This window comes from Bradyrhizobium sp. LeoA1Lang (genome assembly GCF_055413685.1).
The window spans coordinates 1-25,958 of the sequence record NZ_JBVAPG010000120.1; the positions used below are offsets into that span (position 1 = coordinate 1).

Genomic DNA, 25,958 nt, shown 5'->3' on the forward strand with positions numbered 1-25,958 from the left:
GCAGAACCTTCCGCACACAACCCCCCCCGTGATTTTTTTTGAAGGGGGCCATGGGGTCCACCCGGCACCCGGATTACCCTGCGCCAAATAAAAACGAAGAGGGTGCAATGTGACGAAAAGCTGGGCCGCAAGGCGCCGCTATAATGCTACCGAACTTCCCCACCCGCTGTTTGACAATTGAATCATAAGTCGCGACGACGCCGTAGGGTGGGCAAAGCGAAGCGTGCCCACCACCATGAGCACGGCGTTGGATGGTGGGTACGCTTCGCTTTGCCCACCCTACAGCCTATCTCCTCACCTTGAGGAGACCGCGTAGCGGTCGTCTCGAAGGGCGAGGGTCTGACAGTCGTAGGATGGGTAGAGCGCATCATTCGCGCCGCTTGCTTCATCGCGATGGGTTTCGCTGCGCTCTACCCATCCTACACGCTCCCAATGCGAGCCTACGCTACGCCCGCGCGCAGGAAGTCGTGGAAATGCACGATGCCGACCGGCTTGCCGGCGTCGACGACGATCAGCGCGGTGACCTTCGAGGCGTTCAGCAATTCCAGCGCTTCGCCGGCCAGCGTGTCGCGGCCGATGGTCTTCGGATTTTTGGTCATGACGTCGTCGACGACGGCGGTCATCAGGTCGGAGCGCATGTGGCGGCGGAGGTCGCCGTCGGTGACGATGCCGACGAGATGGCTGCGGCGGTCGACGATGCCGACGCACCCGAAACCCTTCGAGGTCATCTCGACCAGCGCGTCCGACATCCTGGTGCCGAGCGGCTTCAGCGGCACGGCCTCGCCGGCGTGCATGAGATCGCGGGTATATTTCAGCATCGCCCCCAGCTTGCCGCCGGGATGCAGCACGCTGAAATCGGTCGAGGTGAAGCCACGGCCTTCCAGGAGCGCGATCGCCAGCGCATCGCCGAGCGCCAGCATCATCAGCGAGGAGGTGGTCGGCGCCAGATTGTGCGGACAGGCCTCGCGCGCCTTCGGCAGCGTCAGCGCGATATCGGCGGCCTTGCTCAGGCTCGAGCCCTTTTCCGCTGTCATCGCGATCACGGGAATGCCGAAGCGCGCGGCGTAAGAGATCAGGTTCTTCATCTCCGGCTGCTCGCCGGACCATGACAGCGCCAGGATGACGTCGTCGGCGGTGATCATGCCGAGGTCGCCATGGCTCGCTTCGGCGGCATGGACGAAGAACGCCGGCGTGCCGGTGGAGGCAAAGGTCGCCGCGACCTTGCGGCCGATATGGCCCGACTTGCCGAGCCCGGTGACGATCAGCCGTCCCTTTGCGTTGCGGATCATCTCCGCCGCCGCGGCAAAGGGCGCGCCGAGGTCGGACCGCAGCGCGGCGTCGATCGCGGCGACACCGCTTGCTTCCGCCTCCAGCGTCCGCAGCGCCGATTGCACGGCGGCGTCAGCGGGCTCGGTGTCCGACGATTTCGGCATCAGCGGTTTGGGCTTGGCCATGTCTCTTTCCAGAGAGTCTGTTTCCAGGGAGGACGGGCGGTGCGCCCAGAGCGCCTCCCTTAGCACGGCGGCGAGCGGGAGGCGACGCAGCCAGCCGCTCTCAACGAGCCATTAACCATAATTGTTTTAACTCCATTAAGGACGTTCTCGGCCCCGTTCCGCGTTTGCCGTGTAAGTCAAGGAATTTGTTGAGGTATTTCTATCGTGGGACGAGGGCGAGCATGGGGCCGGGCTGGGCGCGCGCGCTATTTGCGCACGCCTGTATGCCTTGCTGCGCTCGCGCTGAGCGGCTCCTTCGCGCAGGCCCAGACGGTCACGCCGGACCTGTTCAGCCCGTCGCGCACTACTCAGGTAGCGCCGCCTGATTCGCCCCTGCGCAGGACCGCGGCTGAGCTGGCCGATCCGCTCAACGATGCTCGATTGCGCGACCGGGATCGCGATGGCCGCGTGCCGTCGCGCATTGGCCAGGTGCCGTCTTACGGCCTGCCGGCTGCGAACGGCGCCTCGACCTCCGGCTATGACTCGCTCAACCGCAAGCGCCAGCAGCCGAAATACTATCCGGCGCAGGCGAGGCCGAAACCGCCGCCCGGCCCCGGGACGCCGCCACCCGCGCCACCGCCAAGGAATTTGGCCGGACAGTTGCGCCTGTCGATCCCGCCCTCGGACACCGCCAACAAGCCGCCGGTGCCGCCGGCGATGGCTGGCAATGTGGTGGGCCAGCCGCCGCGCAAGCGGCTCAGGATCGACGACGATCCGTTCGGCGCGGTCGGCGACTATGCCGGCAGCTTCCTGATCAAGTCCGCGGTCGAACTCAGCGCCGGCTATGAAACCAATCCCGGCCGGCTGTCGGTGCAGCGGGGCTCGCCGACGTATGTGATCGCCCCGGAATTCCTGGCGGTGTCCAACTGGGAGCGCCACGCGCTGGTCGCGGACCTGCGCGGCTCCTTCACCGGCTACACCCAAAACCTGACGCCGAATGCCGACGGCACAGCGCTCTCCGCGCCGCTCGATATCGATCGCCCCAACTTCATCGGCCATATCGATGGGCGGCTCGACGTCACCCGTGACACAAGGCTGCTGGGGCAGGCGCGGCTGCTCGTCTCCACCGACATCCCCGGCAGCCCGAACGTGCCGGCCGGCCTCGCCAGATATCCGATCTACACCACGCTCGGCGGCACCTTCGGCGTCGATCAGAATTTCAACCGTCTGCAGGTCTCCGCCGGCGCCACCGTCGACCGCACCGATTACCAATGGTCCAGGCTCACCGACGGCTCGTTCAGTTCGAACGACGACCGCAACTTCAGCCAGTATGGCGGCGTCGCGCGCGTCAGCTACGAAGTCAACCCCGCGGTGAAGCCGTTCGTGGAAATCCAGGGCGACAGCCGCGTCCATGATCTGCGGCTCGACCGCTCAGGCTTCGCGCGCGATTCCGCGGGCGGCTATGCAAAGGCCGGCTCGTCCTTCGAGTTCTCGCGGCTGTTGTTCGGCGAAGTCTCGATCGGCTACGCCGCACGCGACTATCAGGATCCGCGGCTGAACCGGCTGGACGGCCTGCTCACCACGGCATCGCTGACCTGGACCGCGACGCCGTTGACGACGGCGAAATTCTACTCCGACACCCAGCTCGCCGAGACCACGCTGCCGGGCACATCAGGCGTGCTGGCGCGCACCTACACTGTCGAGGTCGATCACGACTTCCGCCGCTGGCTGACCGCGATCGGCAGGTTCACCTACGGCACGCTCGACTATCAGGGCGACAACCGCCTGGACAAGATCTACTCGCTGTCAGGCGATCTCATCTACAAGATGACCCGCAGCCTCTGGATCAAGGGCACCGTCCGCCACGACATATTGGACTCGAGCTCGCCGGGATCGAGCTCGCAGTCGACGGTCATGCTGCTGGGGGTCAGGGTGCAGAACTAGGCGGCGCCCTTATCGCGGCAGATCCGTCTTGCCCATCAGGAACGTGTCGATCGCGCGGGCGCAGAGGCGGCCTTCGCGGATGGCCCAGACCACCAGCGACTGGCCGCGGCGCATGTCGCCGGCGGAGAAGACGTTGGGCAACGAGGTCTGGTAGTCGCTCGTATTGGCGCGGACGTTGCCGCGCTGGTCGAGCTCGACCGAGAGCTGCTTCAACAGGCCATCGTGTACGGGATGCACGAAGCCCATCGCCAGCAGCACCAGCTCGGCGTCGAGTTCGAACTCGGTGCCGGGCACCGGCTTGAACTTGTCGTCGACCTTGATGCAGTGCAGCTTCTTCACCTTGCCGCCAGTGCCCTCGAATTTCTGGGTTAGCACGGCGTATTCGCGGATCGCGCCTTCGGCCTGGCTCGACGATATCCGCATCTTCAACGGCCAGTTCGGCCAGGTCACGCCCTTGTTCTCGCGCTCGGGCGGCGCCGTCATGATCTCGAGCTGGGTCACGGACTTGGCGCCCTGGCGCAGCGAGGTGCCGATGCAGTCGGAGCCGGTGTCGCCGCCGCCGATCACCACCACATGCTTGTCCTTGGCGAGGATGTCGGTCACGCCGTTGAACGACTCGCCGGAGACGCGGCGGTTCTGCTGCGGCAGGAAGTCCATCGCATAATGGATGCCGTCGAGATCGCGGCCGGGGATGGGAAGGTCGCGCGGGGCTTCCGCGCCACCGGTCAGGGCGATCGCGTCATACTGGCTCTGCAGATCGCTCGGATCGATCGCGCCGGGGGCGTCGCCGCCGACCTGGGCACCGTAATGGAAGGTGACGCCCTCGGCCTCCATCTGCGTGACGCGGCGGTCGATGATGTCCTTCTCCATCTTGAAGTCGGGAATGCCGTAGCGAAGGAGGCCGCCGGCCTTGGCATACTTCTCATAGACATGCACGTCGTGCCCGGCGCGTGCGAGCTGCTGCGCGCAGGCCATGCCCGCCGGGCCGGCACCGATCACCGCGACCTTCTTGCCGGTCTTCTCGGCCGGGATCTCCGGCTTGAGCCAGCCATTGTCCCAGGCGCGATCGACGATCGCGCATTCGATGGTCTTGATGGTGACCGGGTTGTCGTCGATGTTGAGCGTGCAGGAAGCCTCGCACGGTGCCGGACAGATACGGCCGGTGAATTCAGGGAAGTTGTTGGTCGAATGCAGGTTGCGCGAGGCTTCTTCCCAGTTGCCCTGATAGACGAGATCGTTCCAGTCGGGGATCTGGTTGTTGACCGGGCAGCCGGGCGTGCCCGGCGCAACCGATCCGGTGCCGTGGCAATAGGGAATGCCGCAGTTCATGCAGCGCGCGGCCTGATCGCGGAGGTCCTTCTCGCTGAGCGGAATGACGAACTCGTGGAAATGCTTCAGCCGCTCGGTGACCGGCGTGTACTTGCGGTCGTGCCGCTCGATCTCGAGGAAACCTGTGATCTTTCCCATTAAGCCTGAGGCCCCTGCACCCTGGTTCGTCTTGTTTCGTTCGTCATTGCGAGGAGCGATAGCGACGACCCAATCCACCTGTCCGCGGACCGAGTTTATGGATTGCTTCGCCGCGCTCGCAATGGCGGTCTTATAACCTTCCGTGATTACGCTCCGATCGCGATTTTCGGCTCGGCGTCGGCGTTCGCCTTCATTTCCTTCAGTGCGCGACGGTACTCGACCGGCATCACCTTGCGGAACTTCGGCAGCCACGTCTTCCAGTCCGCCAGGATCTCGGCGGCTTTCCTCGAGCCGGTCAGCTTGGCGTGCCGCGTGATCAGCACATGGAGCCGTTCGACATCGGAATCAAGCAGGTTCTGGAACACGTCGACCTGCCCATGCGCCTCGAGATCGCCGGCATGGTGGTAGGTGGCAGCGTTGATCATCTCTTCCGACAGCACCGGTTCCAGCTCGACCATCGAGAGGTTGCACAGTTTCGGGAAGTCGCCGGCTTCGTCGAGGACATAGGCGATACCGCCTGACATGCCGGCCGCGAAGTTCCGGCCGGTCTTGCCGAGCACCACGACGATGCCGCCGGTCATGTATTCGCAGCAATGATCGCCGGCGCCCTCGACGACAGCGACCGCGCCCGAGTTGCGCACAGCGAAGCGCTCGCCGGCGATGCCGTGGAAGTAGCATTCGCCCGCGATCGCGCCGTACATCACGGTGTTGCCGACGATGATCGACTCCTCCGGTACGATGCCGGAGATCTTCGGCGGCTTGACGATGAGGCGTCCGCCGGAAAGGCCCTTGCCGACATAGTCGTTGCCTTCACCTTCGAGCTCGAAGGTGACGCCCCTGGCAAGCCACGCGCCGAACGCCTGGCCCGCGGTGCCCTTGAGGCTGACATGGATGGTGTCGAGCGGCAGTCCTTCGTGGCCGTAGATCTTCGCCACCTGGCCCGACAGCATCGCGCCGGCGGAACGGTCGGTGTTGTTGATCTCCTCCTCGATCCTGACAGGCGCGCCACGGTCGAGCGCGGCACGGGCCTTCTCGATCAGGCGACGGTCGAGCACGGCTTCCAGATGATGGTTCTGGGCTTCCGAGCGGTAGATCTTCTGGCCCTTCTCTTCCTTCTGCCGCACGAACAGCCGCGAGAAATCGAGCCCCTTGGCCTTCCAATGCGCGACCAGCGAGGTCTGGTCGAGCATCTGGGTCTGGCCGACCATCTCGTCGAACTTCCTGTAGCCGAGCAAAGCCATGATCTCGCGCACTTCCTCGGCAACGAAGAAGAAGTAGTTGATCACGTGCTCGGGCTGGCCGGTGAAGCGCTTGCGCAGGACCGGGTCCTGGGTCGCGACGCCGACCGGGCAGGTGTTGAGATGGCACTTGCGCATCATGATGCAGCCGGCCGCGATCAAGGGTGCCGTGGCGAAGCCGAACTCGTCGGCCCCGAGCAGCGCGCCGATCACGACGTCGCGCCCGGTGCGGAAGCCGCCGTCGACCTGCACCGAGATGCGGCTGCGCAGCCGCTCGCGCACCAGCGTCTGGTGGGTTTCGGCGAGCCCGATCTCCCACGGGCTGCCGGCATGCTTGATCGAGGTCAGCGGCGAGGCGCCGGTGCCACCTTCGAAGCCTGCGATCGTCACGTGGTCGGCGCGCGCCTTCGCGACACCGGCGGCAACCGTGCCGACGCCGATCTCGGAGACGAGCTTGACCGACACGTCACCGTCCGGATTGACGTTCTTCAGGTCATAGATGAGCTGCGCCAGATCCTCGATCGAATAGATGTCGTGATGCGGCGGCGGCGAGATCAGGCCGACGCCGGGCGTCGAATGGCGGACGCGGGCGATCGTCGCGTCGACCTTGTGGCCGGGCAACTGACCGCCTTCGCCGGGCTTGGCGCCCTGCGCCATCTTGATCTGCATCATGTCGGAGTTGACGAGATATTCCGTCGTCACGCCGAAGCGGCCCGAGGCGACCTGCTTGATCGCCGAGCGCATGGAATCGCCATTCGGCAGCGGCTTGAAGCGATCGGATTCCTCGCCGCCTTCGCCGGTGTTGGACTTGCCGCCGATCCGGTTCATCGCGATCGCGAGCGTGGTGTGCGCCTCGCGTGAGATCGAGCCGAACGACATTGCGCCCGTGGAGAAGCGCTTAACGATCTCCTTGGCCGGCTCGACCTCTTCGAGCTTCACCGGCTTGCGCTTTTCTTCCGCCGCGGTCTTGATCCGGAACAGGCCGCGCAGCGTCAAGAGCCGCTCCTGCTGCTCGTTCAGGATCTTGGCGAAGGCGCGATAGCGCTCGAGCGAGTTGCCACGCACGGCGTGCTGCAGCGCCGAGACCGACTCGGCGGTCCAGGCGTGATCCTCGCCGCGGGTGCGGTAGGCGTACTCGCCGCCGACATCGAGCGCGGTCTTGTAGACCTGCGCATCGCCAAACGCATCGCCATGCCGCCGCGCGGTTTCCTCGGCGATCTCACCCAGCCCCACGCCCTCGATGCGGGTGTGCGTGCCGGCAAAATACTTACCGACGAAATCGGCCTTCAGCCCGACGGCGTCGAAGATCTGCGCGCCGCAATAGGACTGGTAGGTCGAGATGCCCATCTTGGACATCACCTTGAGGAGACCCTTGCCGATCGATTTGATGTAGCGCTTGACGATCTCCTTGTCGTCGAGCCCGCCCGGCAGGCGGCCCTTCATCGCGATGATGGTCTCGAACGCGAGATAGGGGTTGATCGCCTCTGCGCCGTAACCGGCGAGGCAGGCGAAATGGTGCACTTCGCGCGGCTCGCCGGATTCGACCACGAGGCCGACCGAGGTGCGCAAGCCGGTGCGGATCAAATGATGATGCACGGCGGCGCAGGCGAGCAGCGCGGGGATCGGGATCCGGTCGGTGCCGGTCATGCGGTCGGACAGGATGATGATGTTGATGCCTTCACGCACCGCGCCTTCGGCACGCGCGCAGAGCTCATCCAGCACCTGCTCCATGCCGGCCGCGCCGAAGCCGGCGTGGAAGGTGGTGTCCAGCGTGCGCGACTTGAAATGCGTCTCGGCGACGTCGGAGATCGAGCGGATCTTCTCCAGATCCGCATCGGTCAGGATCGGCTGGCGCACTTCGAGGCGCTTGGTGGAGGCGAGCCCCTGCAGGTCGAACAGGTTCGGCCGCGGCCCGATGATCGAGACGAGGCTCATCACGAGCTCCTCGCGGATCGGGTCGATCGGCGGGTTCGTCACCTGCGCGAAGTTCTGCTTGAAGTAGGTGAACAGCGGCTTCGGCTTGTCCGACAGCGCCGAGATCGGCGTGTCATTGCCCATCGAGCCCGCGGCTTCCTCGCCGGTCGCCGCCATCGGCGTCATCAGGATGTTGATGTCTTCCTGCGAGTAGCCGAATGCCTGCTGGCGGTCGAGCAGCGGCAGGTTCGAACGCACGCTCTTGGTCGGCGCATCCGGCAACTCTTCGAGCTGCATCTGGGTGCGGGCCAGCCAGTCGCGATAGGGATGGCTCTTGGCCAGATCGGCCTTGATCTCGTCGTCGGGAATAAGCCGGCCCTGCTCGAGATCGACGAGCAGCATCTTGCCCGGCTGCAGCCGCCACTTGGTGACGATCTGATCCTCCGGGATCTTCAGCACGCCCATTTCGGACGCCATCACGATGCGGTCGTCTTTTGTCACCAGATAGCGCGCCGGGCGGAGCCCGTTACGATCCAAGGTCGCGCCGATCTTGCGGCCGTCGGTGAACGCGATCGCGGCCGGGCCGTCCCACGGCTCCATCATCGCGGCATGATATTCGTAGAAGGCGCGGCGCTCTTCATCCATCAAGGGATTCCCGGCCCACGCTTCCGGAATCATCATCATCACCGCGTGCGGCAGCGAGTAGCCGCCCTGCACCAGGAATTCGAGCGCGTTGTCGAAGCAGGCGGTGTCGCTCTGGCCTTCGTAGGAAATCGGCCACAGACGGCTGATGTCCTTGCCGTAGAGCTCCGAATGCACGGAAGCCTGCCGCGCCGCCATCCAGTTGACGTTGCCGCGCAGCGTGTTGATCTCGCCGTTATGCGCGATCATGCGATAGGGATGCGCCAGCGACCAGGCCGGGAAGGTGTTGGTCGAGAAGCGCTGGTGCACCAGCGCCAGCGCGCTCGCGAAGTCGTCCTCGTGCAGGTCGGGATAATACTTGCCGAGCTGATCGGCCAGGAACATGCCCTTATAGATCACCGTGCGGCACGAGAATGAGACCGGGTAGTAGCCGGCCATGCCGCGATCGCGGCGCTGATAGATCGCCTGCGAGATCGACTTGCGCAGGATGTAGAGCCGGCGCTCGAACTCGTCCTCGGTCTTGCCGACGCCATTGCGGCCGATGAACACCTGCAGGTGATAGGGTTCGGTCGGCCTCACGGTGACGCCGAGGGAGGAGTTGTCGGTCGGCACGTCGCGCCAGCCGAGCAGCTTGAAGCCCTCGTTCTTGATCTCGTCGGCGATGATGCTCTTGATGACGTTGCGCCAGGCGGCGTCGCGCGGCAGGAACAGCGCGCCGATTGCATAGTCGCCCGGCTGCGGCAGCTTGAAGCCAAGCTCGGCCGCCTTGCGCGCGAAGAAAGCGTGCGGGATCTGCACCAGGATGCCGGCGCCGTCGCCGGCGCGCGGATCGGCGCCGACGGCGCCGCGGTGCTCGAGGTTGCAAAGGATGTTCAGCGCGTCGGAGACGATCTGGTGCGAGGGCTTGCCCTTGATGTTGGCGATGAAGCCGACGCCGCAGGCATCCTTCTCCAGGCTCGGGTCGTACATGCCTTCGGCTTTGGGACGCCAATCGTGTTCGCGCGCCGGTTCGTCCGCTTTCGAGGCTGCGGTCGCCGACAGCGTTTCTGTCACGATGGTTTCGCGCTCGAATTCCGACCCGCTCATGTTTCCTCTCAAATTAAGGCTAAAGGGCCTCATGGTCGTTGGCGCACCTTGGGCGTTGCGGCACCCATCGGGCCACCGCTCGTCCTCCGCGAGCCGCAATGTCCTAAATCAGGCGAGGAGCGTTCAACGTCCCTGAGGAACGGCCTTGCCCGCAGCATTCTCGGAGCCCGAAGGGCCGAGTTTCCGTTGCAATCCCTATGCCGGGACTGCCCCGCGATTAAGACAGCTATACTGTCCTAACTCCGACCTTGCCAAATTTTTTTCTATCACACAAGCGCATGAGAGTCCTCGTCCGCATGTAGTTTTGCGTGGAGCGCGGCGGGAGGGCCGCCCCCGATTTGAAGCAAACGCGCCGTGATCCGGCCCAAGGACCGCCGGAATTGCCGATGAAGTTTCCTGCGGGCACCAGAGAGCAAAAATGCTCCACGCCCAGCGTCTTACAGGAGCTACCGGTGATGAAGCTGTTTACGGGATGGGTGTTGTCTGCGGGGCTCGTTCTCTCGGCCCCGACCGCCAATGCGCAGTTGCTGGCGCCCAATCACGTCGGAAATCCGTCGATCGTGACCGTGTCCGATTTCGACGGCCCGTATGCGGCGATGCCGCCGGAAGTGCCGGCGCCGCGTTATGGGCCGGCCTACGGACCGGGACCGGGGCTGCTGCCGCCGATCGAAGTCTACGCAGTGCTGCGCGAAAACGGGTTCCTGCCGCTCGGCATCCCGCGGCAACGCGGGCTGGTCTACACGATCGCGGTGATCGAGCCTGGCGGGAGCGACGGCAGGCTGGTGATCGACGCGCGCAGCGGACGCATCATCCGCTTCATTCCGGCCGACGGGATGGATGACGATTACCGAGGCGATCTGAGCGGCGCCTATGGCCCCGCCGGACCGTTGCCGCCGGCAACCCCTGTTCGCAGCAGCGTGCCACGGCCGCCGGCACCCATTCCGCATGTGGCGAGCCGGACCGTGCCGAAGCCAAGGCCAAATCCGCTGGCAGCAAAGCGCGCGCCGGAACCGGCCCAGCAATCGGCCGCGGTGCAGCAGAAGCCCGCGGAGACGCAGCGGGCCATTCCGCCAGCCGCCGCCCCGACCGTTGGCGAGGTGAAGCCGGCTCCTCCCGCCGCGCCGACCATTCTGCCGACCCAGGAAATGCCGCAGGTGCAGGGATTGGAGTAGCAGACTTCCCTGTCATTCCGGGGCGATGCGTGAGCATCGAACCCGGAATCCATTTCGCCGCTTGCCCTGTGGCTGAATGGATTCCGGGCCTGCGCCTTGCGGCGCATCCCGGAATGACCGAGGGGAGACAAAAACGCCCCGGTTTCCCGGGGCGTTTTGCGCTCGGCCAATATCTGCCGAAACTGCTGCCGCGATTAGGCGGCGGCCTTGGAGCCGTCGGCGACCTGCGGCGCGGCGGAGCCGGTCGTGATCGGAATGCTGCGCGGCTTCTTGGCCTCGGGGATCTCGCGCACGAGGTCGACGTGGAGCAGGCCGTTCTCAAGCGAAGCGCTCTTCACCTGTACGAAGTCGGCAAGCTGGAACACACGCTCGAAGGCCCGAGAGGCGATGCCGCGATAGAGAACGTTGGAATTGTCCTTGCCGTTCTCGTTGGCGGTTTTCTCGCCCTTGATCGTCAGCGTGTTTTCCTTCGCGACGATCGAAAGCTCACCCTCGGAGAAGCCGGAAACCGCAACGCTGATGCGGTAGGCGTTCTCGCCGGTGCGCTCGATGTTGTAGGGGGGATAGCCGGGGCTGCCGTCCGAAGTTGCCTGGTCGAGCAGGTTGAAAAAACGGTCGAAGCCAACAGTGGAACGATAGAACGGGGTCAGATCGTAGGTACGCATGATAGTCCTCCAATGAGCGACTGATTTGGTTACCCGCCCGCCATCGGGCCGGGCTTTAGTCTGTGTGCAGCCTGATGTTCCGGTTCCGAAACACTGGTAGCGGCCTGCACGAAGATGATATGGGTGGGGCTATCAGGCGTTCAAGAGGCGGAAATATCGTCGCTTTTTGGCGCTCACGCCTTGATTCCCGCCGTCCCTTACCTAGCGGTTCCCCTTCATGACGCTCGTCTCCATTCCAGCCAATCCGGTTCCGGAGGACGTCGTCAGCGGCACCATCAAGACGCCTGATGGCGCCGAATTGCGTTTTGCGCGCTGGGCGCCGCCGCCGGGCCGCAAGGGAACCGTCTGCGTGTTCACCGGCCGCAGCGAGATGATCGAGAAATATTTCGAGACCGTGCGCGATCTGCGCGACCGCGGCTTTGCGGTGGCGATGATCGATTGGCGCGGGCAGGGCCATTCCTCGCGGCGATTGCGCGATCCACGCAAAGGCTATGTGCGCAACTTTGCCGATTACGAGATCGACGTCGAAACCTTCGTGCAGCAGGTGGTGCTGCCGGATTGTCCGCCGCCCTATTTCGCGCTGGCGCATTCGATGGGCGGAGCCGTGATGCTGCGCATCGCGCATGCCGGAAAGCGCTGGTTCGATCGGATGGTGCTGTCGGCGCCGATGATCGACCTGCCGGGACGCCGCACTTCATTCATCCCGACCGCGCTGCTGCGGATCATGCGGTTCGCCGGCCAGGGCGGACGCTACGTTCCGGGCGGCAGCGACGAACTGGTCGGGCTTTCGCCTTTCATCAACAATCCCCTCACCAGCGATCCCGTCCGCTTTGCGCGCAATGCTGCGGTCCTGGAAGAAGACCCCACGCTCGGCCTCGGTGCGCCAACGATTGCCTGGGCCGACACCGCCTTCAAGGCGATGCGTACGTTCCGCGAATATTACTATCCGTCGCAGATCCGCCAGCCGATCCTGATGCTGGCGGCGAGCAACGACACCGTGGTGTCGACTTCAGCGATCGAGGAGTTCGCCTATCACTTGCGCGCCGGCTCGCACCTCGTGATCGCCGGCTCCAAGCACGAGATCCTGCAGGAGCAGGACCGCTACCGCGCGCAGTTCTGGGCGGCGTTCGACGCCTTCGTGCCGGGCACGCCGCTGTTCGGCTGACGCGCGCATTTCCTCGATCGGCTACAAGGTCTTCAGATATTCGATCAGGGCTTCGCGTTCGTTCTTGTCGAGCGCGCGGCCGATGATGCCCTTCGGATACGGCGCGGCTCCCTCGAGCGAGTGGCCGCCCACGCTGTTGCCGTGGATGTTGTTTCCGTCGCGATCGGTCGCCGAGAACAGCGCCTGGCCATTCTTGCACGACGTCTCGTCGCCCTTCACGTCGAAGCCGACATGCTCCGGATCGAAATCACGTGCGCCCATGCAGAACTTCCTCGGGCGCTCGGCGGCGGGCCGGAGCAGCCAGTCGAGCGAGGGGACGGAGCCGTTATGCAGGTAGGGCGCCGTGGCCCAGGCGCCGTTGAGCGGGCGCGCGCGATAGCGCGGCGCCGGCGAAGGGTTGGGGCAGTTCTTTCGGTCGCCCCAGAGCTTCTTCTGCTCCGCCGGCGGGATATGCCGCTCGTCCATCCATTTCCGGCTGACCAGGTCCACCGTCACCATCAAGGCGAGGGCGTAGGACATCTCGGTGGTAGAGGTCGGCTGAAGGTCAGGACATTCCCACCACTTCGTGAGGTCGCGCGTCGGGTCGATGCCGAGGAAGCCGGGGACCTGAACGGTTCGCGTGGTCAGGACCTTGGCCTGCGCCGGGTCCGTTCCCATGTCATCCGCCTTTTTCTGGACGGGATCGAGCACCGGGCTCTCGCCGGTACGGTCCCAGCGCGGCGACGACCAGAAGCTCTTGTCCGGAAATTGAGCGTCGAACACGGGATCATTGACCGGACCGAGATGGCATTCGACGCAGATCTCGGCGTACAGCTCGCGGCCCTTGGCGACGCGGTCGGGCTTGAGCTTCCAGGCCTGATCGTCGAAGAGCTGCGACGGCCATTTGGGCGCGGCCAAACCGCCAAAGCGCTGTGGCGTCTGGCTGAAGGGATCGGGACCGCGCAGCATCGATTCGATCCACAGCAGATTCCGCACCTCCACTGACGAGCGGAACAGCGTGTCTGCCGGATACTCCGGCGACATGTTGATCAGCGCGGTCACGCCTAACGCCTCGCCGGCATTGCGGATCAGCGGCTGCTCGATCGAGGCGTCATATTGGGCGTATTTGAGCCACGGCACGGTCCAGATCGGCGGATAGCTGACCGGCGCGTCCTGGGCGTGCAGATTCTTTTCGAAGCCGCTGAGGCCGTTGATGGCCAGGTTCTGCGAGAAGACCTGGTTGCCGATGCGGTTGAGCGCGTCGAGGCGGCCGAACCCTTCCTCGGTGTCCTTCTGCTGCTTGCCGTCCTCGGTCGTCTTGCCGGCGATGGTCTTGTCATAGGTGTTCTGCCAGTCGATCAGGAATTTGCCGATCGCTGCCAGCTTTTGCTTGAGCGCGCTGCGGTCTGCATCGCTTGCGTCGGGCCCGAGCACGCGATCGGCGAAGCGCTTGAAACGGAACGGCACATACAAGGTATAGGCAATGGACAGGCCGGTCGCGAGTTCGAGCTTCTTCAGATCGGTCATGGCCGGGCCGCCGTCGAAGCGCACGGCCACGCCCTTGTAGTGAAGCTGTCCGGTGTGACAGGCCGCGCAGGTCAGCCCGATCTTGTCGTCCTCGCGACGGCCCGTCGCCGGATCGACAACGCCGGTCATCCGCGCGAAGCCGACCGGCAAGCCGTCGACATTCTCGACCGCTGTCTTCCACAACCCTGAAGATGCCGGCGCAGGTGTCGTCTCGAAGATGCTTGCATAACCGAAGCGGCGCAGCGTGGTGTCGTCGGTATGGATGGTCTGGGGGCTCGGAATAAAGCCGAAGCGCTCGAGATAGGCGCTCTCCTTCATCAGTCCGGGCGCGCTGAACAGACGCAGGTACGGCTGCTCCAGCGCGGCGAACCAGGCGTAGGGCACCGGGAATGTCGCGGTGCCCTGGCTGACGTGGTGGAACCAGTATCGGTCCTCAAGCGACCAATTCTGGTCGAGCCAGTAGGCGGCTTTGGTCGCTGGCGCGTCCGGCAGCGGAGGCGGCAGCAATTGCGCGAGCTTGTCGGGCAGGACGGCCCTGACGCGATCCGGGAATTGCGTAACCGCAACCAGTAGCGCGATCAGCAAGGCCGCTGCGCTGCCGAGAACGCGAAGCGCACGCCTGCCGGGGGCGACTTGCCGCGGGGACTCGATGCGCTCGACGATCCGCTCGGGCATCCGGCGATCGACGAACAATGTCCTCACCTCCGCAACGCTGAGGTAGCGGTCCTTGCCTTCGCCCTTGCCCAGGATGCGAAGCAGGACGGGCCATTCGCCCTTCATCAACAGCGGGTCGTACCAGCGCCGGTTGGCTTTCGCCCGTTCGAAATTGGCGTGCATGAAGGTCGTGATTTCGGACGCCGTCAGGCCGTGCTCGACGCCGCCAGCGGGATCTCTGCACTCCTGGCCGAACCCGGCAAGGCGCGCGATCTGGTCCTCGTGGACATGGGCGTGGGCGTCAAGGATGCGCGAGCCGACGCCGTGCTTGTCGAGCGGGCCGTCGCGCAGTGCATCCAGCTCGGCACCGGACCACCAGCTCTTGAGCAGGCGCCAGGGACTGAGGCCATTCGCCACGAGCGCGACGAGACTAGTCTCGATGCGCACCCGGATATTGCTCAACCCCTTCTTCCCGCTCGCCGCTCCGATCGTCCTTGATAGCGTCGAGAGGGGGGCGATATGGCCGTCGACAAATCCTTCCGCGACCAGCGCACGCAGGAACGGGCAGGGATTGTTCGGAGAAACGTCGATCAGCGGCGCGACCGGCTTCTTGGTGCGGAGGTCGTGCATGGCGCAAAATCCTGGACGCAACGAATCATGAAAAGCTATCGCCCGATAGAAGCGGACGAAGTCTTAACATCCGGAATACGCGCGAATGTTACACGACTACAGCGTGTGGCGAGGTTTGGCTGAATCCCTCAAGTCGGTGAACGATCGGAGGGCGCTGCGCTTGGCTGCGCGCTCGTTCACGACTCGGCGGCGAGCTTCCGGGTTTCGACAAGGGTCAGCCGGGCGAGCGGTACGCCGGCTTTCAAAAGTCCCTCACGATAGTGTTCGATATCGGCCGGCTGCTTCCAATGGAAGTTCTTCAAATGCCGATCGACGGTGAAAATCGGATAGTTGGACATCAAAACGCCGGTCGCGTCCGCCGCCTCCTCGGTCCGTCCCAATTGGGCCAGCGCGGCGGCGCGGATCGCCAGTGCCGGCATATGGTTCGGATTGATGTAGAGCTGCTCGCGCGCCCAGGACAGGGTCGCGTCGTATTGTCCCAGGAGGTAGTGGCTGAACGCGTTCAAGGCCGCCCATTGATAGCGCGGGTCGCTGTTGCCGCGCTGCGCCCCCATCGAAAACAGCTCGATCGCCTGGCGATGCTCACCGCTCACGAGGTGAACATATCCAAGCACGCCGCGCGCGCCCATGTCGTATGGGTTGAGCGCCACGGCACGGTTCGCGGCATCCAGGGCAGCCTCGTAGTGCCCCTCGACCGAACGCACATAGGACAGGATCTGAAAGGCGAAGGACGAGCGCGGGTCGAGCCGAACGCTGGCCTCCGCAAGACTCACGATCGACGTCCATAATTCGCGCGTGCGCTTGAGCCAGCCAAACTGGATGCTCTGCACCTGGATCGTGGCGAGATAGGCGTGCGCGATCGAAAGCGCGGGATCGAGCGCGATCGCTTCCTTGAACAGCGCAATGGACGCCTCGTAATCTTCCCTGGTGTGCCGGTAATAGTAGGAAAGGCCCTTCAGGAATCGATCCCACGCGGTGACATCGTTGGAAAGGCGGGCCGGCGCGGAAGCTTCCGCGCGGAATATCTCGGTGGCGATCGCTGCAGAGAGACTGGTCGTGATCTCGTCCTGCATCGCGAACAGATCGCCCATGTCGCGGTCATAGCGGCCGGTCCACAGTTGCTCGCCGTTCTCAGGCGCGATCAGCTCGGCGGTCACCCGGATCTTGCTGCCGGCACGCCGCACAGAGCCCTGGATCAGGTAGGTCGCGTCGATCTCGCGGGCGATCAGGCGGGTGCTCACATTCTTGCCCTTGAAGGAGAATGTCGAGTTGCGGCTCAGCACCCGATAGAAGGATTGCAGCGAGAGCGCGTGGATCAGGTCTTCGGTCAATCCGTCGGAAAAATACTCGTCGCTGGAGTCGCTCAAATTGGCGAAGGGAAGCACGCCGACGATCGCTGTCCGCGACTGCCCTGGCAGGCCCGACGAATCCCGCACCTGACGCCCACGCGCCTCCGAGCCGCCCGGCTCCCAGGTCAAGACCTCGACAGGGTCCGCGATGTTCTTGAAACGATGGCTGCCGGTGTTGATCAGGGTGGCTTTGAGGTGCCTGCCGGCCTCCTGATAGGCCTTGGCCGAAGCGGCCAGTCCGCCCGGTGGGGAAACCGTCTCGAGCCGGACGGCGATGTTGACGTCATCGCCGAACAATTCGTCCTCGTCGGCCATCACATCGCCCATGTGAATGCCCATCCGGAACTGCATGACGCGGTCGGCCGGAAGCTGGTTGTTGCGTTCCGCCATCAGCATCTGCATCTCGATGGCGGCCTCCAGCGCTCCGACGATGCTGGGAAACTCCAGCAGGAAGCCGTCGCCGGTGTTCTTCAGGATACGGCCGCCATGATTGAGGATGATCGGATGGATCGCGGTACGATGGGCTTTGAAGGCGGCATGCGTGCCCGCCTCGTCGGCCCCCATCATCCGCGAGTAGCCGGCGACATCGGCGCAGACTATGGCAGCTAGCCGTCTCTCCATAACCGTATCTATGCTCCGGAATCGGCCGATGATCGCCGCGTGCGCGGCCGACCGTTCCAATTCTTATAAAACAAGATGTACCTGGCGGAAGCCCGAACCGGAGATCATAGTAATGCAAACGTTCCGGAATTGGCAGCGGATGGCCCCTGAAATGTTAGCTGCACAATTTTTATGTCGTGGAAATAATGTGGGGCGGCTGTTCTTGTCGGTTGGCCAACGCCCGCGTGAGAGATGATGACGATGCTCGGAATTCACGAACTATGGCTTTTCATCCTGTCGGGGCTGCTGCTTAACGTCACGCCGGGGCCGGACACCGCCTATATCATCGGCAGGGGCCTGCAACTTGGATGGCGTGGCGGAGCGGCGGCTGCGTTCGGAATCAGTTGTGGCTGCCTTTTTCATGTCTTCGGCGCGGCGATCGGGCTTTCGGCGGTGCTGATGACCTCCTCAGTGGCCTTTACGGCCCTCAAATGGGTCGGCGCAGCCTATCTCCTGTTCACGGGCGTCCAGATGCTGCTGTCACGCCAGCGCCCGATCGCGGATGTCACCCTTCAGGGTGAGGCGCCGACGCTGCGCCGGGTGTTCTGGCAGGGCGCGCTGACCAATGCGCTCAATCCAAAGGTGGCGCTGTTCTTCCTCGCCTTCCTGCCGCAGTTCGTGGCCGCTGATTCGCCGCACAAGGCCGCCGCCTTCCTGCTGCTCGGCGCGATCTTCGTCCTCAACGGCACGCTGTGGTGTCTCGGCGTGGCGGCCTTTGCGGCGCGGGCGGCGAGGCGGATCCGCCGCTCCAGCGGTGTGATCACCTGGATCAACCGCACGCTCGGCGGGCTGTTCGTCTATCTCGGCTTTCGCGTCGCGATGCTGGAAGCGCGCTAGCCGTGAATCTTCACCAGCGCGCTGCCGGCGAGGTAGAACCCGAGCAGGATCATCGCGATCAGGAACCAGCGGCGGAACGCCTCCGGCTGCAGCCGTGACCGCACCGCCTGCCCAACGAACATGCCAACGAAGGACGCCACCATCGCCACCGCGCCGGGCAGCGCGGTCGCGGCAGTCAACACGCCGGCGGCAGTGAGATTGAAGGCGAGGGCGACGGTTGCGGTGGTGAAGAACAGGCCGAGCGCCTGCACCAGCTCGTCCTTCTCCATGCCGATCGCCTGCATGAATGGCATCGACGGGATCACCTGCACGCCGGTCGCCGCCGAGATCACCCCGGTCACGACGCCGACGATGCCGCCGATCCATTTCTCGTCGCGGCGGGCGACCTTGAAGCTGAAGCGGCTGAGGCCCACGACCGCATAGATGATGAGCAGGAGACCGAGGACGACGGTGCCGTAGGGCGCATAAGGCCCGGTCAACAGCCCGCGGTTCAGCCAGATGCCGACCACGGTGCCGAGCATCAGCGGCCATAGCCGCTTGAGGATGTCGCGCAGATAAGGGCCGACGAAGGTCTGCCAGATGTTGGTGACGATCGCCGGCACGATGACGATCGAGATCGCCTGCGCAGGCGGCATCGTCACGGCCAGCAGTCCCATAGAAACCGTCGGCAGGCCAAGCCCCAGCGTTCCCTTGACGAAACCGGCAAGCAGGAAGGCGAAGGCGATCAGGATAAGCATCGAGTCGAACATGTCTGCACATTGACCGATCGCCGCGAGCGGCACAATCTGGAGATTACGGAGAATGCCTTCGGCTTTGCCGAAGCTGAACGGAGCCTGACATGCGCTTCGACCTGGTCGATCTGCAGCTCTTCATTGCGGTGGCGGAGACACGCAGCATCACCAATGGCGCCTCCCGCGTGCATCTGGCGCTGGCGTCCGCGAGCGAACGGATCAAGGGGCTCGAGGCTGCGCTTGGCGTGTCGCTGCTCAAGCGCGGCCGCCGTGGAGTCGAACTCACCGTCGCCGGCGAAAGCCTGCTCGATCATGCGCGGATCGTGATCCACAATGTCGAAGCGCTGCGCGGCGACCTCGCCGCCTATGCCAGCGGCGTCAGGGCAAGCGTGCTGCTGCTCGCCAACACCTCGGGCCTGTCGGAGCATCTGCCGCGGGCGCTCGCCGCCTTCCTGCGCGCGCATCCCGACATCAATGTCGACGTCGAGGAGCGCGAGAGCGCCGACATTGCGGCTGCGATCGCGACCGGTGCTGCGGATCTCGGCTTCGCCGCCGAGCATGCGCTGCCCGAAAGCGTCGAGCGCTTCCTGTTCAGCGAGGATCGCCTGACGCTGGTGGCCTCGCGCCGCAGCGATCTCGCAGGGCGCCGCCAGATCGATTTCCAGGACGTGACCGACTATGACTTCGTCGGGCTGACCGCCTCGACCGCGCTGCAGGCCCACATCGCCAAGCATGCGGCCCGGCTCGGCGCCCGTCTGCGGTTCCGGGCGCGCCTGCGCGATTTCGACGCGATCTGCCAGATGGTCGCGGCCGACGTCGGCATCGCCGTGATCCCGGAGACGGCCGCCCGGCGCTGCGCCCGATCGATGCCGATTGCGTCGATCCGGCTGCGCGACTCCTGGGCCGACCGCAAACTCACGATCTGCGCCCGCAGCTTCAAGGCATTGCCGCGCCCGGCGAAGCTGCTCGTCGACTACCTGCGCAAGGCCGCGCCGTGACGGGCCGCTCGCTCAACCATTGAGCAGCTTCATCGCCGCTTCGTGCACCCGCGGGTCGCCCGCGGCGATGATGCGGCCGCCGCTCTGCGCCGGCTTGCCTTCCCAGGTGGTGACGATGCCGCCGGCGCCGGTGACGATCGGGATCAGGCCTGCGATGTCATACGGCTTGAGCTCGGTCTCGACCACGAGATCGAGATGGCCAGCGGCCAGCATGCAGTAGGAGTAGCAGTCGCCGCCATAGCGCGTGAGCTTGGCGGCGCTCTCGATCCGTCCAAAGCATGCCCGGTCGGTGGCGTTCATCAACAGCGGGCTCGTGGTGTAAGCCGTCGCCTCCTTGAGCGACGCGCAGCGCCTGACGGAAAGCCGCCGCTCGCCAGACGGGCCAGAGTAATGGGCCGAACCATTGTCGCCGGAAAACCGCTCGCCGATATAGGGTTGATGCATCATCCCGAACACCGGCGTGCCCTTGTGCAGCAGTGCGATCAGCGTGCCCCAGATAGGAAAGCCGCCGATGAACGACTTGGTGCCGTCGATCGGATCGAGCACCCAGACATATTCGGCGTCCTCGCGCTCATTGCCGAATTCCTCGCCGACGATGCCGTGCTGGGGGAAGTTGCCCTTGATCAACCGCCGCATCACCGCTTCCGCTGCGCGGTCGGCTTCGGTGACGGGATCGAAATCGTTGACGCTCTTGTTGTCGACCGAGAGCGAGGTGCGGAAGAACGGCAGGATGGTTTCGCCGGCGGCGGTCGCGAGGCGACCGATGAAGGCAGTGAAATCAATGACCGGCACGGCTGTTCCCTAAAGCGCGATGCGAACTGGCAACTTAACGCTACTGCCTAGCTCAATCCGGCGGAATCCGCACCGACATTGAGGAATTTTGTCGCTGGCATTTTTGAGTGCGCGAGGGATGCCATGCACCGCTATGAGTTTTGGGACTAGGTGCAATCACGAAATGGGGGGCCATGGTCGAAACTCGGTATTAATCATTCATTTCTTCACGAAGATATTGAAAGAAAACGACAAAGTTCGACTCTAGCCCTGTGTTGCAGGTCTGCAAGCCCTGCGGATAATGCATGGGAAATGAATCTAAAACCGCTTGCGTTTTGTGCGGCGCGGCGGCATATTGTTGCGGTGCGGTAGCGCCTCGCGCTATCGCTGCCCTCCTTGGGCGTTTCCTCCCTAGACTTGGGCCGCTTGTTCATTCAAGCGGCCCTTTTTTCTTTTGGGGTTCTTGCTGTCATTCCGGGGCGTCCGAAGGACGAACCCGGCATGACGAGGAAGCCTATTCCGCTGCTGCCTGGAACGGACCGAGGTCGCCGAGCGGGACTTCCGCCAGCGCCTCCGCCAAGGTCGCGAAATCGGCGGCCAACTGCGCAAAGCGCGGGCCGCGCTCGCGCCGGCGCTCATCCATGTAGACCGCGCGGTTGAGCTCGAGCTGAACGGTATGCAGGCCGCTCGCCGGGTTGCCGTAGTGCTCGGTGATGAAGCCGCCGGCATAGGGCTTGTTGCGGCCGATCGAATAGCCGAGCCCGCTCATGACGTCTTCGACCACGTCGGGGAGCAGCGGCGCGCAGCTTGTGCCGTAGCGGTCGCCGATGACGATGTCGGGCCGTCGCGGCTCGTCCCGCGACACCCCGATCGACGGCATCGAGTGGCAGTCGACCACGACAACGGTTCCGAACGCCTGGTGCGCCTTGTTGATCAGTCGCCGCAGCGCCCGGTGATAGGGCTTGTAGAGCGCCTCGATCCGCGACAGCGCCTCGTCGACATTGAGCCGCTCGCGATAAATCTCCTGGCCGTCGCCGACCACGCGCGGGATCGTGCCAAGCCCGCCGGCGACCCGCATCGAGCGCGTATTGGCAAAGCTCGGAAGCCGGCCCGTGAACATGCGCGGATCGAGCTCATAGGGCTCGCGGTTCACGTCGACATAGGAGCGCGGAAAATGCACCCGCACGACCGGAAAGCCGCGCTCGCTCAAGCCTTCGATCAACTCGTCCATGAAGGAGTCTTCCGAGCGCCTGAGCGACGTCAGATCGATCCTGGAGGCGTTGAGGAATTCGGCCGGATAGACCGAGCCCGAATGCGGCGAGTTGAAGATGATCGGCGCCCGCCAATTGACGGGTTCGACGATCTCGAACGGAGGCGGCAATTCACCGTCAGGCCTGCTCATCGTCCGGCGCCGTCCCTTCAATTCCGCTGGGCCTTCCAGCACGATTCTGCCGGAAAAACGGAGGATTTATGTGCGGGCATTGTCGGTAATCACAACCCTTCTGCCAAGCGAAAAAAATCGTGAGCCGGGCTGGAATGTCTCTTAAGAGCGGGTAGCGCCTGACGTGATTGATTCGCGCGGCGTTCCGGTCCACAACTAAGTTAAGCATCCGGTCGGCCGCGACGGCTCATCTTTCACTCGAAATTTACTGCCTATCGGGCTTAGTGTGCGGACCGATCCTCCCAAGCCGGGATTCGACGAAATCAACGCCATGCCCAAAATCCTCCTCGCCGAAGACGACAACGATATGCGCCGCTTCCTGGTCAAGGCGCTCGAAAACGCCGGATTCCAGGTTTCCCCACACGATAACGGTATGTCGGCCTATCAGAGGCTGCGCGAGGAGCCGTTCGAGATGCTGCTCACCGACATCGTGATGCCGGAGATGGACGGCATCGAGCTCGCCCGCCGCGCCTCGGAACTCGATCCCGACATCAAGATCATGTTCATCACCGGATTTGCCGCCGTCGCCCTGAACTCCGATTCGGAGGCGCCCAAGAACGCCAAGGTGCTGGCAAAGCCTGTCCACCTGCGCGAATTGGTCAGCGAAGTGAACAAGATGCTGGCGGCCTGACCCGCGGCCAAGATTTCGCCTTCAAGCGTCCTTGCCTGCCCGCCTGGGGTCCGTTATAGGGACCCGACCCAGCCGATTTTTCGGGCGCGTAGCTCAGCGGGAGAGCACTACCTTGACATGGTAGGGGTCACAGGTTCGATCCCTGTCGCGCCCACCACGCTTCGCCCTGGCGGGCTACGCGTGGCGCAGCCGTGCGGAGCAGGCCAGGGCGAAGCGTGTCCAGCCTAGCTTGAACGAAGTGAAAGCGAAGACGGACTGCCGCGCCGACGGCCTGGGTCCCTGATCCGAGAGTCAAATGACGTTCCGCCGTCATCGTCCGCGCGATGCAGTAGGATGGGTAGAGCGGAGCGAAACCCATCATCGCGCGGCTTGCTCCCATCGCGATGGGTTTCGCTCCGCTCTACCCATCCTACGATTCCGTTGTGCCTGCGAAAGCAACCACAGGAGCGCGGAAGCGCGTCTTCCCGGGATGCGCGGTCGGTTACATCTGCGCTGACAAGATCTCGAGCTCGCTGTGGAGATATCCTGAAGGGAACACGACGCCGCATTCGTCGCCCCGCCTCCAGACGACGTGGCAGTGCGTGCTCGACTTGAAGCCGTCGAACGACATGAGGAAGTCGTTGGCGAAGAAGTGAAATGAATTCGAGTACAAACCAGCACCGCGCATATGGAGATTTCTTACCAGGCAGGGATGAACTCCCGAAATCCCGCTAAACGAAAGCAATGCGAGCTGGTTCAACTGAACACGTTCTAGGGCACGACGCTCAATCATGACCGGACGCTCCAATTGATAAAATATTGGCAATTGAAATCCGGGAGCGCTGCAACTTTCCATCAGTGCGGCTGTCCTAATGCCTGCGCGCGTGTCCCTATGGTTAACGGTCGACGCGAGGAAAGCGCGAGCGAGATGGCACAAACCGCGCATCCGCGCGACACCTCACACTTTCTGGCGTCGCTCTGGCACAAAGTGCACTGACGAACGCGCAATGGTTGTGCTTATTTGCGACGCTACTTCTCGCCGATCACACCCCGAGCGCCAAAGCCCCCGTGGTCGGCCGGGAGAGCCAAGGCGGCCCCGGCGTGATCCCGACGGCTTGCGCCGGGGCAGTCCGGCCGATGTCGCGTGGTTCAAATGGCGACGCTTCATGTCGGCCTCAGTAATGTCCGCCAAATTTTTCCGACGGTCAGGATGCGGAACCGTGCGCAAGCGATGAGCTGACGCCTGTTGGCAGTTCCATTTCATATGACGGCCCGTCTCGGCCTCCGGCGCCAGTCCGGTTTTAGAGACATGTCACAAATCCTATATAGAGATAGCCATCATGCCTTCGCCGAGGGGCTCGGCGCGCCCCAAATGATCTGAGTGGCCTTCTCCAGAGATGTGCGTACCGACCAGAATTGTTATCCCGGCGAAAGCGCCCGCCATATGAAGATGGACGGTTCAGATGATCCGTTGCCCCCAAGGGAGACGGACCGGATAAAGGCCGCGCTCACTGCAGGAGATCCGACGGCCTGGTCCAACGCAGAAGTGGCGCGTCTCGTCATCATCCCGGCTCTGGCGGTGCTGTTGTTTGCCGGTGGGGTCTATTGGATCAAGGTACAGCACCCGACCGCATCATCCGTCGACCAGGGACCGACATCTACAATACAGGTGCGCCTGGTTCCTCTACGCGAGCAGACACCGATCCCAATCGATGCAACTTCGCAGGCGACGACGGCGAATGTCGCCCATTCGAATCCTGAAGCCGAACAGCCGGATGATCAGGCGAAGGATGAGGTTGTGAGCAAATCGCCTGACCAGGCGTCCCTGCCTGTTGAAGCGAGTCCCAGCATCCCCAGCATCTCACGTCGTTCGACCGTGACCAATGTGGTGCCGAACAATGCCCTGGTGAAGTTTCAACAAAGCCTGCTCAAGCACATCGCAAGATTTCAGCGGTATCCCGCGGCGGCCCACAATAGGCTTCAAGGCACGGTCGAAACGTTCTTCTCGATCGACCGGAGAGGGCGCCTCCTGGGTGTTTGGGTGAAAACAAGCTCCGGCCAGACACTGCTCGATACCGAGGCGATCGAGACCATCAAGAGGGCGCAACCTCTTCCATCCATCCCAGCCGAACTTCCGGATCGCCTCAACGTCCAGATTCAACTGGCCTTCGATCCATCCTAAGGCCTCCCCCTAACCACTGCACGGTCTACGGCTGATTGCCCGGCTCGAAAGTGCAGTCGGCGCCGCCGCCGGCCTTTTGCTTGATCACCTTGGGTTCGATCGTGCAGTTCAGCTTCGACAGGCCCGCGATGTTCGATCCGGCGGCGCCCTCGGCGGAGATGCCTGCCATCAGCATGGTTGCAAACAATTCGTTGGCGTCGCGGCCCTTCAGCGCGCGCTTGCCGATCTTGAAGGCGATGTCGCAGGAGCGCGAGGTGATGTCGACATTGCTGGTGCGGCAGACGATGTCGTCTGCGGTGACGGAGATCTTTCCGCCATAGGGAAAATTGGTATCGCCCTTGAAGAAGGAAGCGACGGTACGCTTGGGCGCGGCGGCGATCGGCGAGTATTGCGCGACCACGGCGGCGAGCGCCAGTGCCGCCGAACCTGACGCGGAGGTAGCTGGAGCCGCGCTCGCGCCGGCAGGCGCAGACAAGAAAATCAGGGCTGCCAAACATCCAACGCGCGTCATTCCTGCCTCCTCCGCGTGTCGTCCCCGCGAAGGCGGGGACCCATACCGCGTGATGTCTCGATAGGATTCGGTCATAGTCAGCTTCGCAAAACTACTTCCTGTGGTTATCGTCCCGGGTCAAGCCCGGGACGACGCGGAGAGAGTTGTAGAGTTGTAGGGTGGGCAAAGCGCAGCGTGCCCACCATCGCGAGCGGAGTCTTTGATGGTGGGCACGTCGCTGCGCTCCTTTGCCCACCCTCATATGGGGCTTTGTGAGTCAAGGCTCTCAACGAACAGGGTTGGGTTGGGTTTTTGCGGTGAGAGGGCGGCGCGCGGAGCCATGCGTAGCGCAGCGCGACGACCGGGCCCCGGG

At 63.9% G+C, this 25,958-nt stretch carries 18 protein-coding genes and 1 tRNA gene; 8 read left to right on the forward strand and 11 right to left on the reverse strand.

The window, feature by feature from the left end; all coding sequences use genetic code 11:
• Window positions 1-440 precede the first annotated feature (440 nt).
• A complete protein-coding gene (locus ACZYOF_RS30965; protein ID WP_282528968.1) occupies window positions 441-1,454 on the reverse strand; it encodes a KpsF/GutQ family sugar-phosphate isomerase in 1,014 nt (337 codons plus the stop codon).
• A 204-nt stretch (window positions 1,455-1,658) separates the two neighbouring features.
• Here ACZYOF_RS30965 and ACZYOF_RS30970 point away from each other — a divergent pair, with 204 nt between their 5' ends.
• Window positions 1,659-3,377, forward strand: coding sequence for an outer membrane beta-barrel protein (locus ACZYOF_RS30970; protein WP_463718128.1), 1,719 nt, complete (start codon window positions 1,659-1,661; stop codon window positions 3,375-3,377).
• A 9-nt stretch (window positions 3,378-3,386) separates the two neighbouring features.
• On the opposite strand, the gene ACZYOF_RS30975 is transcribed toward ACZYOF_RS30970, so the two are convergent.
• Window positions 3,387-4,844 (reverse strand): glutamate synthase subunit beta, encoded by a 1,458-nt coding sequence (locus ACZYOF_RS30975; RefSeq protein WP_463718129.1) that lies wholly within the window; start codon window positions 4,842-4,844, stop codon window positions 3,387-3,389.
• Between the two features lie 146 nt (window positions 4,845-4,990).
• The gene (gene gltB / locus ACZYOF_RS30980; RefSeq protein WP_394567209.1) at window positions 4,991-9,724 is read right to left on the reverse strand and encodes a glutamate synthase large subunit; all 4,734 of its coding nucleotides are present in this window, start codon (window positions 9,722-9,724) and stop codon (window positions 4,991-4,993) included.
• Between the two features lie 455 nt (window positions 9,725-10,179).
• Here gltB and ACZYOF_RS30985 point away from each other — a divergent pair, with 455 nt between their 5' ends.
• Entirely contained in the window at window positions 10,180-10,896 is a 717-nt protein-coding gene (locus ACZYOF_RS30985; protein WP_463718130.1) for a hypothetical protein, read from the forward strand.
• 194 nt (window positions 10,897-11,090) lie between these two features.
• On the opposite strand, the gene ACZYOF_RS30990 is transcribed toward ACZYOF_RS30985, so the two are convergent.
• Window positions 11,091-11,561: an Hsp20 family protein gene (locus ACZYOF_RS30990; protein ID WP_463718131.1), complete on the reverse strand. Its 471-nt coding sequence runs from the start codon at window positions 11,559-11,561 to the stop codon at window positions 11,091-11,093.
• 217 nt (window positions 11,562-11,778) lie between these two features.
• Between ACZYOF_RS30990 and ACZYOF_RS30995 the strand changes: the two genes are divergently transcribed.
• The gene (locus tag ACZYOF_RS30995; RefSeq protein ID WP_463718132.1) at window positions 11,779-12,726 is read left to right on the forward strand and encodes an alpha/beta fold hydrolase; all 948 of its coding nucleotides are present in this window, start codon (window positions 11,779-11,781) and stop codon (window positions 12,724-12,726) included.
• 21 nt (window positions 12,727-12,747) lie between these two features.
• On the opposite strand, the gene ACZYOF_RS31000 is transcribed toward ACZYOF_RS30995, so the two are convergent.
• The gene (locus tag ACZYOF_RS31000; protein WP_463718133.1) at window positions 12,748-15,516 is read right to left on the reverse strand and encodes a di-heme-cytochrome C peroxidase; all 2,769 of its coding nucleotides are present in this window, start codon (window positions 15,514-15,516) and stop codon (window positions 12,748-12,750) included.
• A 176-nt stretch (window positions 15,517-15,692) separates the two neighbouring features.
• Entirely contained in the window at window positions 15,693-17,486 is a 1,794-nt protein-coding gene (locus ACZYOF_RS31005; protein ID WP_130580967.1) for an adenylate/guanylate cyclase domain-containing protein, read from the reverse strand.
• A gap of 240 nt (window positions 17,487-17,726) precedes the next feature.
• On the opposite strand from ACZYOF_RS31005, the gene ACZYOF_RS31010 reads away from it, so the two are divergent.
• Window positions 17,727-18,362, forward strand: coding sequence for a LysE family translocator (locus ACZYOF_RS31010; RefSeq protein ID WP_130580977.1), 636 nt, complete (start codon window positions 17,727-17,729; stop codon window positions 18,360-18,362).
• Here ACZYOF_RS31010 and ACZYOF_RS31015 read toward each other — a convergent pair.
• A complete protein-coding gene (locus ACZYOF_RS31015) occupies window positions 18,359-19,111 on the reverse strand; it encodes a sulfite exporter TauE/SafE family protein (RefSeq protein ID WP_463718134.1) in 753 nt (250 codons plus the stop codon). The two genes, ACZYOF_RS31010 and ACZYOF_RS31015, sit on opposite strands and share 4 nt — an antisense overlap.
• Window positions 19,112-19,200: 89 nt before the next feature.
• Between ACZYOF_RS31015 and ACZYOF_RS31020 the strand changes: the two genes are divergently transcribed.
• Complete coding sequence (locus ACZYOF_RS31020; protein WP_463718135.1) at window positions 19,201-20,091, forward strand: LysR substrate-binding domain-containing protein; 891 nt, start codon at window positions 19,201-19,203, stop codon at window positions 20,089-20,091.
• A 12-nt stretch (window positions 20,092-20,103) separates the two neighbouring features.
• On the opposite strand, the gene hisN is transcribed toward ACZYOF_RS31020, so the two are convergent.
• Window positions 20,104-20,883, reverse strand: coding sequence for a histidinol-phosphatase (hisN, locus tag ACZYOF_RS31025; protein ID WP_463718136.1), 780 nt, complete (start codon window positions 20,881-20,883; stop codon window positions 20,104-20,106).
• 493 nt (window positions 20,884-21,376) lie between these two features.
• Window positions 21,377-22,264, reverse strand: coding sequence for an N-formylglutamate amidohydrolase (locus tag ACZYOF_RS31030; protein WP_130580971.1), 888 nt, complete (start codon window positions 22,262-22,264; stop codon window positions 21,377-21,379).
• 310 nt (window positions 22,265-22,574) lie between these two features.
• Here ACZYOF_RS31030 and cpdR point away from each other — a divergent pair, with 310 nt between their 5' ends.
• Together cpdR and ACZYOF_RS31040 are read left to right on the forward strand one after the other, a co-directional pair.
• Window positions 22,575-22,934 (forward strand): cell cycle two-component system response regulator CpdR, encoded by a 360-nt coding sequence (cpdR, locus tag ACZYOF_RS31035; RefSeq protein ID WP_027583737.1) that lies wholly within the window; start codon window positions 22,575-22,577, stop codon window positions 22,932-22,934.
• A gap of 82 nt (window positions 22,935-23,016) precedes the next feature.
• A tRNA-Val gene (locus ACZYOF_RS31040) sits at window positions 23,017-23,091 on the forward strand.
• Between the two features lie 324 nt (window positions 23,092-23,415).
• Here ACZYOF_RS31040 and ACZYOF_RS31045 read toward each other — a convergent pair.
• A complete protein-coding gene (locus tag ACZYOF_RS31045; protein ID WP_463718137.1) occupies window positions 23,416-23,706 on the reverse strand; it encodes a PilZ domain-containing protein in 291 nt (96 codons plus the stop codon).
• A gap of 651 nt (window positions 23,707-24,357) precedes the next feature.
• Here ACZYOF_RS31045 and ACZYOF_RS31050 point away from each other — a divergent pair.
• Window positions 24,358-25,095 carry an energy transducer TonB family protein gene (locus tag ACZYOF_RS31050; protein ID WP_463718138.1) on the forward strand — a complete coding sequence of 246 codons (738 nt, stop codon included), beginning with the start codon at window positions 24,358-24,360 and terminating at the stop codon, window positions 25,093-25,095.
• Window positions 25,096-25,120: 25 nt separating this feature from the next.
• On the opposite strand, the gene ACZYOF_RS31055 is transcribed toward ACZYOF_RS31050, so the two are convergent.
• Window positions 25,121-25,606, reverse strand: a complete 486-nt coding sequence (locus ACZYOF_RS31055) for a hypothetical protein (RefSeq protein ID WP_463718139.1) — start codon at window positions 25,604-25,606, stop codon at window positions 25,121-25,123.
• Window positions 25,607-25,958: the final 352 nt, after the last annotated feature.